Source organism: Ruegeria sp. BC7 (assembly GCF_056539165.1).
Map to the genome: position 1 here is coordinate 19,643 of NZ_JBQFUL010000012.1, position 12,669 is coordinate 32,311.

The 12,669-nt window shown below is 53.7% G+C and carries 9 protein-coding genes and 1 pseudogene; 6 read left to right on the plus strand and 4 right to left on the minus strand.

The annotated features are described in order from the left end of the window. The first annotated feature begins 3 nt into the window (after positions 1-3). The 5 genes from ACR0KS_RS19290 (at position 4) to ACR0KS_RS19310 (ending at position 7,134) form a co-directional block, all read left to right on the plus strand. A complete protein-coding gene (locus ACR0KS_RS19290) occupies positions 4-1,119 on the plus strand; it encodes an ABC transporter ATP-binding protein (protein ID WP_170568087.1) in 1,116 nt (371 codons plus the stop codon). Then, positions 1,116-2,171 (plus strand): extracellular solute-binding protein, encoded by a 1,056-nt coding sequence (locus ACR0KS_RS19295; protein WP_170568086.1) that lies wholly within the window; start codon positions 1,116-1,118, stop codon positions 2,169-2,171. Before ACR0KS_RS19290 ends, ACR0KS_RS19295 begins: the two co-directional genes overlap by 4 nt. A 94-nt stretch (positions 2,172-2,265) precedes the next feature. Further along, a complete protein-coding gene (locus ACR0KS_RS19300; RefSeq protein ID WP_170568085.1) occupies positions 2,266-4,332 on the plus strand; it encodes an oxidoreductase in 2,067 nt (688 codons plus the stop codon). Positions 4,333-4,340: 8 nt separating this feature from the next. After that, positions 4,341-5,540, plus strand: coding sequence for an aromatic ring-hydroxylating dioxygenase subunit alpha (locus tag ACR0KS_RS19305; RefSeq protein ID WP_170568084.1), 1,200 nt, complete (start codon positions 4,341-4,343; stop codon positions 5,538-5,540). Between the two features lie 25 nt (positions 5,541-5,565). Continuing rightward, entirely contained in the window at positions 5,566-7,134 is a 1,569-nt protein-coding gene (locus ACR0KS_RS19310; RefSeq protein ID WP_170568083.1) for a trimethylamine methyltransferase family protein, read from the plus strand. 64 nt (positions 7,135-7,198) lie between these two features. On the opposite strand, the pseudogene ACR0KS_RS19315 reads toward ACR0KS_RS19310, so the two are convergent. Continuing rightward, positions 7,199-8,592: pseudogene (locus ACR0KS_RS19315) on the minus strand (aminotransferase). Positions 8,593-8,763: 171 nt separating this feature from the next. Here ACR0KS_RS19315 and ACR0KS_RS19320 point away from each other — a divergent pair. Beyond that, positions 8,764-9,372 (plus strand): TetR/AcrR family transcriptional regulator, encoded by a 609-nt coding sequence (locus tag ACR0KS_RS19320; RefSeq protein WP_170568082.1) that lies wholly within the window; start codon positions 8,764-8,766, stop codon positions 9,370-9,372. Here the strand turns inward: ACR0KS_RS19320 and ACR0KS_RS19325 are convergent. The 3 genes from ACR0KS_RS19325 to ACR0KS_RS19335 form a co-directional block, all read right to left on the minus strand. Then, a complete protein-coding gene (locus ACR0KS_RS19325) occupies positions 9,349-9,552 on the minus strand; it encodes a hypothetical protein (RefSeq protein WP_170568081.1) in 204 nt (67 codons plus the stop codon). The genes ACR0KS_RS19320 and ACR0KS_RS19325 overlap by 24 nt on opposite strands. Before the next feature lie 103 nt (positions 9,553-9,655). After that, positions 9,656-10,495 (minus strand): SDR family oxidoreductase, encoded by an 840-nt coding sequence (locus ACR0KS_RS19330; RefSeq protein WP_170568080.1) that lies wholly within the window; start codon positions 10,493-10,495, stop codon positions 9,656-9,658. A 581-nt stretch (positions 10,496-11,076) separates the two neighbouring features. Beyond that, positions 11,077-12,429: an amidohydrolase family protein gene (locus tag ACR0KS_RS19335; RefSeq protein WP_170568079.1), complete on the minus strand. Its 1,353-nt coding sequence runs from the start codon at positions 12,427-12,429 to the stop codon at positions 11,077-11,079. Positions 12,430-12,669 lie beyond the last annotated feature (240 nt).

Sequence of the window (12,669 nt, forward strand, 5' to 3'; positions counted from 1 at the left end):
AAGATGAGCGAACAGAACATCATCGAAATCAAGGGCGTTGAGAAGCGCTTTGGAGGTTTTGTTGCTGTGTCCGATCTGAACCTGACCTTGAAAGAGGGTGAGTTCTTTTCGCTGCTTGGCCCTTCGGGCTGCGGTAAGACAACGGCTTTGCGCATCATCGCGGGTTTCCAGGATCACGAAGAGGGCGAGATCCGGATTGATGGTCGAACGATGGGAGAGGTGCCTGCGAACAAGCGTCCTACCAATATGGTGTTCCAAAGCTATGCGATCTTTCCGCACCTGAATGTCGGCGACAATGTTGGCTTCGGATTACGCAAGACCAAGCTTTCGCGGAAGGAAATTAAAGAACGCGTTGCCGAGGCGCTTGAGATGGTTGAACTGGGCGGCCTGCAGGACCGTAAGGCCAACGAGTTGTCGGGAGGTCAGCGGCAACGAGTAGCGCTCGCCCGCGCGCTCGTCATGCGACCCAAGGTTTTACTGCTAGATGAGCCTTTATCTGCGTTGGACAAAAATCTGCGCGAAGCGATGCAATTGGAAATGCGCCGTCTTCAGCAGAAGCTTGGAATAACTTTCGTGATGGTCACGCATGACCAATACGAGGCGATGACCATGTCTGACCGTATAGGCGTCATGTTTGCGGGGCAGCTCAAGCAGGTGGATAAGCCAGAGGTCCTGTATTCCCAACCGTGTAACCGGGAAGTGGCTTCTTTCATCGGTGGAATGAACTTTCTGGATGCCGAAGTGACTGCAGAGAATGCTGAAACGCTTGAAGTCAACGTTAAGGGCTTTGGGAAGATGGAAATCGGGGTGAACCCCAACGTCCAGGTGCATGACAAGGAACTTCTTGTCGGCGTTCGTCCTGAGCAATTGGAAATCAGTGCGGAAAAGCCGGATGGGTACGATGCTCTTGTTCAGGGCGAGGTTTCGGACGTCGCCTTTTATGGAGAGAGTGTCCACTACTATGTGCGCGTCGATGGTCTGAAAGACAGTATCGCCGTCGCAGTACCAAACTACTTTCACACGGTCGATCACACGCGCGGCGATACCGTCTGGCTTGGCGTTCAAAGCGCCTCGGTAATTGACTTGGGTAAACGTGAAACTTTGGGAGGAGACAAATGAGTAAAACAGCACCACTTATGGCAGCAGTAGTTGCCACCTTTGCCGCCAGCCAAGCTCTGGCGAACGCCGCTGATCTGACCGTTTTTGACTGGTCCGGATATGAGGATCAGGGTTTCTACGGCGACTATGTCGAAAAATACGGCGGCGCGCCTAGCTACACCTATTTTGGCAGCGTGGAAGAAGCGTTCACAAAGCTTCAGTCCGGTTTTGAAGCTGATTTGGCCCATCCCTGCACGGATGCCCTGAGAAAGTGGGTAGCGGCAGACATGATCAAGCCGATTGACACCAGCAAGCTGGAAAACTGGGACAAGCTGATGCCCAAGATCAAAGAGGTCGATGGCATCACCATTGATGGGCAGACCTACATGGTTCCGTTCGAATGGGGCAATACTGGTCTTATCTATCGAACAGATATGATTTCGGCAGATGACGTTTCGCTGCAATTGCTTGCTGATCCTGCATATCAGGGCAAAGTCGCTATTCCGGACGCCGCTTCCAGTGCCTTTGCAATGGCGGCATTGGCAACCGACGCCTCCAGCTATACCGATATGAGTGACGAGGAATTCCAAAAAGCGGCGGACTACTTGCGCGCGATTCATCCGAACGTGCGCTTTTATTGGTCTGACGCCGGCCAACTGGATCAGGCAATTGCCAGCGGTGAGGTCACGCTGGGTTGGGGATGGAACCAATCGGAACTGAACCTGATCTGGAATGAAACGCCAGCGGTCATGATGCGTGATGTAGACAAAGGTATCGCAACTTGGGTCTGCGGTTATGTGCATCTGAAATCTGCCAAGCAGTCGGATGAGCAAGTCTATGACATGCTGAACGCGCTCAGCTCTGCGGCAAGCGGTAAATACATCATTGAAAGCTGGGGTTACGCCCATGCCAATGAAGACGCTTTTGCACAGGCAGACCCAGAGCTGATCGAAACCTACGGGTTTTCGGATGTGGACAGCTTCTTTGAAGGCAGCCTGTTCTTTGACGCTGTTAACCCCGAGCTGGAGGCCAAGATGTTGAAGGAATTCGAGCGCATCAAAGCTGGCTTCTAAGGGCACTCTTACAACACAGCCGGGAATGGTGGGGACGTAGAAATCCTTCCATTCCCACGAACCAATTTCCAATTTCCTTGGAGGAAGCGCGGCAATGTCAGGCGCTGACGAATATTCTGTTCTCTTCGAACCGGTCAAGATCGGGCCAGTAACCGCTCGAAACCGGTTCTACCAGGTGCCCCACTGCAATGGTTTGGGTCATTTGCGACCTCAGGCCGAAGCTGCCATGCGGGCGATGAAAGCCGAGGGCGGTTGGGCGGTTGTATCCACTCAGGAGGCCGAGATTCATCCGACTTCAGATTTGTCTCCTTATTCTGAGAACCGAATTTGGGACGATCAGGATATTCCCGCACTGCGTCTGATAACCAACTCAATTCATGAGAAGGGCTCACTCGCGGCAATCCAATTGGCGCATAACGGGCACCATGCCCAAAACCACCTGACCCGCGCGCCTCTGCTGGCCCCATCAGAACTTGTCTTGCAGACTCCATACCCGAAACAGGCAAGGGCAATGGACAAGGCTGACATTCGAGAATTTCGCAAGTGGCATCGCGCGGCGGCTCGTCGCTCGCGCGAAGCCGGGTTCGACATTGTGTATGTCTATGCGGGGCATCACATGACATTGCCTCATCATTTTCTGCTGCCACAGTTCAATGATCGGACGGATGAATATGGAGGTTCGTTGGAGAACCGGGTGCGACTGACCCGCGAGCTTCTGGAAGAAACCAAGGAAGAGGTCGGAGATGATTGCGCCATTGCCCTTCGGTTTGCGGTTGATGAAATGCTCGGGTCAGAGGGGATGCAAGCGCAGGAAGAAGGCCGTGCAGTAGTCGAATTGCTGGCCGAGCTTCCAGACCTTTGGGATGTTAATGTGGCGGATTGGAGCAACGACTCTGCGACGACCCGGTTCGAGCCCCGCGACGGCTTTCAAACTTCATATATCGAGTTCGTGAAACAGGTGACTTCTAAGCCTGTTGTGGGCGTCGGGCGTCTTACGTCGCCGGACTTGATGGCGTCACTGGTCAGGAAGGGCATCCTTGATTTTATCGGCGCGGCGCGACCATCCATCGCCGATCCGTTTCTGCCCAACAAAATTAGGGAAGATCGCATCGAAGAAATACGTGAGTGTATCGGTTGCAATATCTGTGTTTCATCCGACTCTCTCGGCGTCCCAATACGCTGCACTCAAAACCCGACTATGGGTGAAGAGTGGCGGAGGAAATGGCATCCTGAGATCATTGAGCGTCGGGTAAACGAGGAAGCTGCGCTTGTTGTCGGCAGCGGACCAGCCGGACTTGAATGCGCCATGCAATTGGCGCGGCGGGGCTACGAGGTAACTCTGGCGGAAGCAAAGCAAGAGTTCGGCGGCCGTGTGATGCAGGAAGCTGCCCTGACCGGGCTATCCGCTTGGAAGCGCGTGACAGATCACAGAATCTACGACCTGCAACAACGCGGGAACGTTCAACTGTTCACCGACAGCCGTTTGTCAGCCAGTGAGGTCATCGAGTTGGGTATACCGAACGTCTTTATTGCAACCGGCGCAAAATGGCGGCGAGACGGGCGTGGGAAATCTGCATTTCACGGTGCACCAATCGGTTTAGGTTCTCAGATTTTCACTCCGGATGACATTGTGGCCGGAGTCATGCCGCAGGACGGCCCGATTGTGGTCTACGATGATGATCAAGCCTATCTCGGTGGAGTCTTGGCTGATCATTTGGCTCAGGTTGGGCGAGAGGTTGTCTTTGTAACGCCGGCCTCAATCGTTTCGCCGTTTACCGAATTGACGTTGGAGCAGACTAAAGTGCAACGCAGTCTGTTGGAAAAAGGCGTTCGTCTGAACCTGTCCCAGACCTTGGCCGGTGTCGCGCCCGGCCAGGCGACATTGCATTGCGTCTACACGGGGCGAGAGAACTCCATTGAATGCAGCTCCGTGGTACTGGTGACGCAGCGAATGCGAGAAACCACTCTTTACGACGAGCTTTGCGGTTTGACAGCAAGTCCGCTGAAAACGTTGGAATTAATCGGAGATGCTGCAAACCCCGGCTTGATCGCGGATGCTGTATATTCGGGTCACATGGCTGCCCGAAATTTCGAACGTAACGCGGACGACATCGACCGTGAATTCTTCCGCCGGGAAGTCATTTCCCTTGAATCTGCATGAGGTGCGCAATGCCAAAAGATGACCTGCAAGTAATGCGCGATTTGATGGACGCGCAACAGGAAGGGTTCGCCCTGCCTCGTCACTTCTATACGTCTCAAGCAGTATACGAGAACGATATCGGCGCGTTCTGGAACCGTAACTGGATCTGGGTCGGCCATGTTAGTCAGGTCGCAGAACCGGGGGACTATTTCCTGTTCGACTATGGGCCCGAGTCCATCATCATCGTTCGGGATCGCGAAGGCGAGGTACGCGCGCATCTGAACGTTTGCCGCCACCGGGGATCGCGGGTTTGCATTGAACGGAAAGGCAAGGCACGCAATTTCATCTGCCCCTATCATGCGTGGACTTTTGATCTGAACGGCAAGCTACGAAACGGACGTTCAATGGGGTCGAATTTCGACCCGGGCCAATACGGATTGTTCCCGGTTCAGGTGAAGATATTCCAAGGTCTGATTTTTGTCTGCGCAGCTGAAGACGCCCCACCGCTAGATGCTGCGTTGGTGCAGTTGGCCCCACTGTCAAAACCGTTCGACTTTGAAAACCTGAAGGTCGCTCATGAAGCCTCATACCCGGTTCCAGCAAATTGGAAACTGGCGTTGGAGAACTACTTGGAATGCTATCACTGCGCGCCGTCTCATCAGGACTATTCACGCAGCCATTCGTTGAAAGACCCCGCTCAGGTTCTGGAGTTCAGCGGCGCACTTCATGAGCGGATGAAAGAAGCCGGAGTGCCCGTTGAGGAGCTGGACCTGACCGGAGATAACGCGCTCGCCCCGGGTGCAGATGTCTATTGGCGCCGCTACCCGCTGTTTCCAGGCTATTTGACCGGTAGTAAGGATGGCGCTTCGTTGGCGCCGCCTTTGGGTGAACTGAAAGGTCACGATGGCGGTGCCACCGATCTGGGGATAGGGACACTGAACTACTTCCTTGTTTATGCAGATCACGTAGTTGGCTACCGGTTTGTCCCGCGCGCGCTGCAGGAAACGGATATTCAGATCGTCTGGTACGTGCGCGGCGATGCTGAAGAAGGACGGGACTATAACAAGGAGACCCTGACATGGCTCTGGCATGTCACGTCTCTCGATGATGAGCGGATCATCCGTCACAACCAAGAGGGCGTGAACTCCCACCGCTTCGTGCCGGGACCGCTGTCCGAGATGGAATGGAGCATTCCGGGTTTCTATCGCAATTACTTCAGCATGATCTGACACGCTCAGAATTCGGAGAAATACTATGACAGAATTAACGAAGCGCAGATCAAGACGGCGCGGGGGTGGGCGCGAAGCACGTGCAGCCGTGCGAACCAGCAACGTCGCTTCGCAAGCAATCTGGCCGGGCATTTCGGGTGGGCGCTACAGGCCCCTTTCAGATACTGACATGTCAAATATTCACGAGGCCGCCCTTAGCATTCTGGAGCGTACGGGCGTCGGTGACCCAACGCAGGAAGTTCTCGATCTCGTGCTGCCTAAAGGGGCGACGGTGAACGAGCATGGTAGGCTGTGCTTTCCTCGCGCGTTGATGGAAGATCTTTTGGCTAAGGCGGCCAGCGAGTTCTATGTCCATGCACGCGGATCGCGGGCCGGTAAGGATGACATGCACTGCACCAAAGACAAGGTGTACTATGCGAACTCCGGCACCGCTGTGACAACGTTTGATGCGGAAACTCGCAGTTACCGGCCGTCGACGCTCAAAGACATTTACGACTTTACCCGATTGGTTGACCGGCTCGACAACATCCACATGACCGGTGATACGGTTCTGGCAACGGATGTGCCGCAGGACTACGAGCACGACATGAGCATGCTCTACGCCATTCTGGCGGGTAGCGAAAAACCATCTTGCCTGACGTTCCGCACTCGAGAGCACATTCAGGACGCAATCCATCTGTTCGATCTGGCATCAGGCGGCGAGGGTAAATTCCTCGAAAAACCCTCGGTCATTTTTGGCGGTTGTCCCATAGTATCCCCGCTCCGGTTTGGGCGGGAGAACTTGGAAATCCTGATTGATACAGCGAAGATGGGGCTTGTCTGCGATTTGGCTGTTCCGCCACAAGCTGGGGCGACGTCGCCTGCGCCTCTGGCCGGGACTTTGGCGCAAGCCGTAGCCGAGACCCTATCTTGCGTCGCAATTGCCAATCTGATTAACCCGGGCACCCCCGTCGTCTTTGCAGCTTGGCCGTTTATTACTGATCTGCGAACTGGTTCATTCACGGGTGGCAGTGGTGAGCAGGCGTTGATATCCGCGGCAGCTATCCAAATGGGCAATTTCTACAACCTCCCGACCAGCGTCGGTTGCGGCATGACGGATTCCAAGATCCCTGACGCACAATATGGTCTGGAAAAGGCATTAACTTTCGCATTGGCGGCCCATGCCGGGGCCAACAGGCTCTGCGAATTTGGTGGCATGCTCGGTAGCCTGATGGGTTGCAGCTTTGAGTCCATGGTCATCGACAACGAGGCAGCGGGCATGATCTCACGAACCCTGCGTGGTATCGAGGTGAGCGACGACACACTGTCGGTCGACGTCATCCACGAATGTGCAATTGATCCCGGTCATTTCCTCGGCAACACGCAGACCTTGCAATACATGGAGACTGAGTATGTCTATCCAACCCTGATGGATCGGGAGCTAACCGATACTTGGGAAAAAGCAGGTCGTCAGGATATGTTTGAACGGAGCCGGTCAGTTGTGAACGATATTCTATCCAATCACTATCCAAACTATTTTGGCAGCAAGGCGGATGCGGAGGTTCGGTCCAAGTTCCCGATCAAATTGCCACCAGAGGTGATGCGGGCAGGGTAAACGTAGCGCACTTAGGCGAAGGCATCGCAACCATGAAAATTGCGATGGCGCGCCGAGGCAGTTCCTAAGGTTTAAACGTACCCTGCTGCTTTAGGTCTTCGGTTGCCAGCCGGATACCTTTTTCAAGGATGTCGAACATCTGGCTCAACTCGCCTTCCGTAATGATCAGAGGTGGGGAAAACACGCACATGTTGATAATCGGCCGCAGGATCAACCCGTTCTCCTGACAATGACGATCAATCAGAGCGCCGACAGATTTATCTAGGTCCAGTGCATTATCTGCTTTTGCGTCTGCAACACATTCGACGCAGCCAACCAGCCCCATGTCGCGCGTATCATCGACGAGCGGCAAATCTGCCAGAGCCTGGAGGCGCTCTTCGAAGAGCGGCGTGATTGCACGGACATGTTCCAGAACGCCGTCGCGCTCCATGATTTCAATCGTCTTCAGGCCTGCCGCCGCGCTTACTGGATGGCCTGAGTAAGTGAAGCCGTTTGAAAACGTGGCGTTCTGCGCATTGTCTCCGCTTACATCTGCAATCAGCCGGTCAGAGATGATACAAGCCCCCATGGGTACGTACCCAGACGTCATGCCTTTGGCGCAGGTTATGATGTCGGGCTTAATCCCAAAGACGTCTTCGGATGCAAACCAATGCCCAAGTCGCCCGAACCCGGTGACGACCTCGTCTGAAATGTAAAGGACGTCGTACTTCCGGCAGATTTCAAGACAGCGCTGATGATACCCCCGCGGCGGCACGATGACGCCTCCAGAGCACAGGATCGGTTCTGCGATGAAAGCGGCGACTTTGTCTGCTCCAGTCTGCAGGATCATGTTTTCCAGATCCGCTGTTTTCTCGTCCAGAAAATCGTCGACCGTCTGATCGGAGCGACGTGTATACGGATTCACATTCGGTAGGAAACGCGTCAGGTGACTTGCCTGGTCCAGCCAACCTTTGTCGCGCTCTTTTCCGGACACTGACGCCGCCAGATAAGTCGATCCGTGATAAGCTTTCTGTCGCGATATCACGATTTTCTTTTGAGGTTTTCCCAGCAGGTTATTGCGGAACTGTACAAACCGCAGCGCACTATCCACGGCCGTTGAACCACCGGTCGTGAAGAACACATGGTTCAAATCTCCCGGCGTTCTCTTGGCGATTTCATGTGCCAAACGGGCTGGAGTTGAGTTGGCGTTGTTGAAGGGCGAAAATACGCCATCTCTTTCGCCTGCTGAGCCATCGCATCGGCAATCTCGGTGTTTCCATAGCCCAATTGAACGCACCACATGCCAGCAGGGCCGTCTATCAGGCGCTTTCCGTCCTCTGTGACGACATGAACGCCAAGTCCGCTTTCGGCAAAGGTTCGTTCATTTTGGCCAAGGTGTGACATACCTTCCCACGGGTGCAGGAAATGTTCGTTGTCCCATTCTCGTATGGACCGAAAGTCGGAGTTGAAAAGGGTCATGCAGCACCTTAATGTAATATAAATCACAAAATGAACAAGCATTCATTCAATGTCAATCCTTGAACTGTCGTATTGCTAAATGCGAGAAGACAAAGGCGACTACCCCAGCGAAGGAGAAATAAGATTACTCTCGAGCGTGATACCCCAACCAATGCCCGAGATCTGGGTAAATTGCAGAACCGAAAACAGCTGATCCAATCGGCTGCGGACGCCATTTATAGATACGGAATACGCGGAACAACTTCGGCAAGAATCCAAGAGTTGTCGGGATTATCGCAAGGGATGGTCAACCTACACTTTGGTTCCAAGGAAAAGCTGCTGCTTGCGGTGGCTGAGGAACTATCAGTCCGCTACGCGGAGCAGTGGAAGGCCATTGCAGTCAATCCGGAGTTAGACCCGGCAGACAAGCTAGTCTCTATCATAAAGGCAGATTTCGACCCCTTGGTCCTTAATGCGCGGGACGTCGCGATCTGGTTTTCCTTTCGGGCTGAAGCGCTCTCAAACCCTCACATATTTCCTTTTATCGACTCGCGAGACAAAGGTTTCCGCGCGGTGATCCTGGAGTTGTTGGAACAAATAAAGCGCGAAGGCGAGTACGAGGATGTAAGCGCCAAACTTGCAACAGACGCGTTGGTTGCTTTGCTGGAAGGGCTTTGGACCGACTACCATTTGCACTCAGATATTTTCAAACCCTCGGAGGCTTTGAGGATCTGCCTGTTTGTGCTGCAGTCGATGTTTCCTAAACACTTTAAGCCGTCAGAGATTGACGAGAGGTGTTGAAACACTGGTTAGGGTCGCCGTTGCAAACAGGATCAGGACAACGGTCAACATTTCTACTGAAATCAACCGCCGGAAAATAATTGACACGCCACGCTTCTCAGCCCTGAGAGCTGGAAGAAGCCGCAGCTTGTTCAGCGCCGCCAGGCCAAGAAGCATTCTGAAAACCATTTGTTTCATCATATCGAACTTTTTGGCTGTTCAGAACTCAGGCTGCCGACAACCGGTAAAGCTGCCGGCAGTCTTCAATCGTCAACTCGTCATGATTTTTGGGCTATGGCGATGATCAGCCAGACTTCGCCATGAACTCCGCGAACGCTTCCTTATAGTCTGGATGCCATCGGCTGAGAGGTGGGCGATTTTCAGTGATGTCTCCAGCGCTCCAAGCGATGCGTTTCTCGTCAGTGTCGCGTGAAACGTCATTGTCGGGGCAGAGGATGTAGAAATCCCCGCGGTTCACGCTTTCGACAAAGAAGTCGACAGTTTGCTCAGCGGTCCAGGCAGAGGCAGGCTTCTCAGGCGCCGAGATCATGCCGGTATAGACGAATCCAGGGATCAGTAGATGCGCGGTAATCTGATGACCTGGACCCGTTCTGAGCTCGTGGGACAGTGCCTCGGAAAAGGCTTTGAGAGCCGCCTTTGAGACATTGTAAGCCGGGTTACCTGGCGGGGTCGTGATGCCTTGTTTGGACCCTGTATTGATAATTGCGCCTGGTCTGCCACGGGCGATCATGTTTGGCGCGAAGACCTGGGTGCCGTGGATCGGACCCCACAGGTTTACACCCAGCATATTGTCCCAAGCCGCGGTGTCCCCAATGGTCGATGAATTGCCTCCGACACCGGCATTGTTCATCAGGATATCTGTCCCTCCGTAGCGGTCTGCCACCATCCGCTCCAACGCCTCTAACTGCGAACGATCACTGACATCTGTCTGAGACGTCATGACATCGGCCGCGCCAGCGGCAGACACTATGTTTGCCGCGGCCGCCAGTTTCTCGGTGTCTCGATCAATAATAGCAATGCGCATTCCCATTTGCGCGAACTTCACTGCGGCGGCGAGGCCAATGCCGGAAGCACCCCCGGTGATCACGGCCACAGAGTCTGAGGTAAATGCGGGGTGTGTCATCGGCCAAGCTCCTCCTAAGCCTGTCTTGGATCGAAAGGTCCGTAAAATCCAAACCCGCCTGATGGTATTAGGCAGCGTTGGCAACGTTAGTTTTCAGCTTCATCATACCTTCCATATCGTAGGCGGTGAATAGCACCTCGGTTGCCTTTTCCGTTTGCAAGCTTGTCGGAAAGACAGGGTCTGCCATACCTCTCTTGGCCACTTCATTTTGGAATTTTTACTACCTAGGTGTGGTATGGGTTGAGTCTAGCCAATTAGAATACACTTTTGATTGAGATTTGGCGTGTTTAAGTTGATAGAGTGGCGCTACAACAGCCCCCGATTTAGTGTGTGTGTCGCGAAACGCGCAAACTTTTGGGTAAATCGTGCAAAGTTATGCGCAAATGCTGTGCAATATCATGGGCAAAGACACCCATATTTTCTGAACAAAATTAATGGTAGGTATGCAACGTTATGCGCGCACCTACACTGATATAGGCGCGCCTTGCGCCTATATTCTTTCTGTTTGGGTTCAACGACACCGGGTCATCTTTTCCCAGTGCCATAGCGAAGGTATGAGAGGCAGCCGCAGACCGAGCTATTTAGTTCTCAAGCGTGTTTTTATAGATAACGCCATCTTTCATAATGATCAGAAAGTTAGCTTCGGGTTCGACCAGCAGGTTGATGTCCTCAACCGGATCTCCGTCAACGAGTATCAAATCGGCATATGCCCCTGCCTCAATCACCCCCAGCGGACCTTGCTGATAGGGATTTCGTGGACCTGACATCTCGACGAGTTTTGCTGTGTTGTATGTGGCCTGTTGCAAGACTTCTGCCCCTGACCACCAACGACCACGACGCTCGAATTCAAGGTTCTGCATGGCCATAAGCTCGGGCGCGCCAAACAGGTCCACGCCAAAGGCAATCGGAAGGTCGTACTTTTTGATCAAAGCAACATAGTTTTCAACATTTTCGCGCAGCGGTGCGCCCTTTTCGATGGTAGCGGGATCACCCACGGCCAACATCTCTTCATCCGGCGTGAAAATAAGAAACTGCGGGTTGAGGATGGCACCAGCATCGCGAATGGCGCGAATGGTTTCCTCCTCGAATATCATGTTGCCGTGATCGATGCTCTTTACGCCACCCCTGAGCGCCCGAATGACTGATTCATCAGTGTAGGCATGAACAATGACGTAGGTGTTCCAATCCTCAGCAGCTTCCACCGCGGCGCGGATTTCTTCTGGGCTGTAATGGGTCGTATCCAGGGGATCATACGGGGTCGAGTTGCCCCCGCCCAAGCTGATTTTCACCTGAGTGGCCCCAAGGCGCAGCACCTCGCGCGTCGCCGCCCGCACTTCGGACACTCCGTCGGCGATGAATGACCATTCTCGCTCGAATGCCGTGCGTTCAGTGCGCTGCCGGTGATGTGTGTCATTGTAGAGGCGGAAATCAAAGTGACCCGATGTCTGGCCGATCCAGTGACCCGAAGTAAATATGCGGGGTCCGGGAACGATACCGTCGTCGATGGCCTTGGCGATGCCATAGGATGGCCCGCCCGCGTCCCGCAACGTGGTGAAGCCTCGCATCAGCATTCGTTCGGCCTCACGCGTGACAAGGGCGCCGGTGTATGACCAGTGGAGGTTATATGCCAAAGCCAGAGGAGAGGTCGGCAGCATGATATGGTTGTGGCCGTCTATCAGCCCTGGGATCAAAGTCCGCCCTTGGCCGTCTATGACGGCAGCACCATTCGTTTCTATTGGGTCGGTCGAAACCCTGGAAATCAAATTTCCTTCGACAAGGACGTTGGCGTTTTCGATGACGGCGGCGTTTTTGCTGTCAAAGACGTCAACATTCACAAACAAAACCCGAGACAGGTTTTCTTGCGCGGTCGCTTCGACAACAAATAAGAACGTGAGTGCAGCAGAGAGAATTGCCCGTATTGAGGCGGCAGTCATTGATTGAATCCATCCGTATATGTTCGACCTCGATCAAGAATTGCTTTCGAGTGCCTTGAAGTCAATGTCGCCTCAAACCTCAGACCGATGCAAACTGCTGAAAAGCCGACAGAAGGTTCATTAGGGGGTTCGTGCAGACAGCAGAACGGCCTAGAAAACCGCATCCAATTTATGTGAGAGTTCCCTCATGGCCGCAGCGGGTGATGCATCTGGATGAAATCTCTCAGGCTGGCGAATGAA

Excerpts from the sequence above, each read along its gene's own strand:
- ACR0KS_RS19330 (WP_170568080.1), bottom strand. The coding sequence starts at position 10,495 with ATGACACACCCCGCATTTACCTCAGACTCTGTGGCCGTGATCACCGGG.
- ACR0KS_RS19300 (WP_170568085.1), top strand. The coding sequence starts at position 2,266 with ATGTCAGGCGCTGACGAATATTCTGTTCTCTTCGAACCGGTCAAGATC.
- ACR0KS_RS19305 (WP_170568084.1), top strand. The coding sequence starts at position 4,341 with ATGCCAAAAGATGACCTGCAAGTAATGCGCGATTTGATGGACGCGCAA.
- ACR0KS_RS19295 (WP_170568086.1), top strand. The coding sequence starts at position 1,116 with ATGAGTAAAACAGCACCACTTATGGCAGCAGTAGTTGCCACCTTTGCC.
- ACR0KS_RS19325 (WP_170568081.1), bottom strand. The coding sequence starts at position 9,552 with ATGATGAAACAAATGGTTTTCAGAATGCTTCTTGGCCTGGCGGCGCTG.
- ACR0KS_RS19310 (WP_170568083.1), top strand. The coding sequence starts at position 5,566 with ATGACAGAATTAACGAAGCGCAGATCAAGACGGCGCGGGGGTGGGCGC.
- ACR0KS_RS19290 (WP_170568087.1), top strand. The coding sequence starts at position 4 with ATGAGCGAACAGAACATCATCGAAATCAAGGGCGTTGAGAAGCGCTTT.
- ACR0KS_RS19335 (WP_170568079.1), bottom strand. The coding sequence starts at position 12,429 with ATGACTGCCGCCTCAATACGGGCAATTCTCTCTGCTGCACTCACGTTC.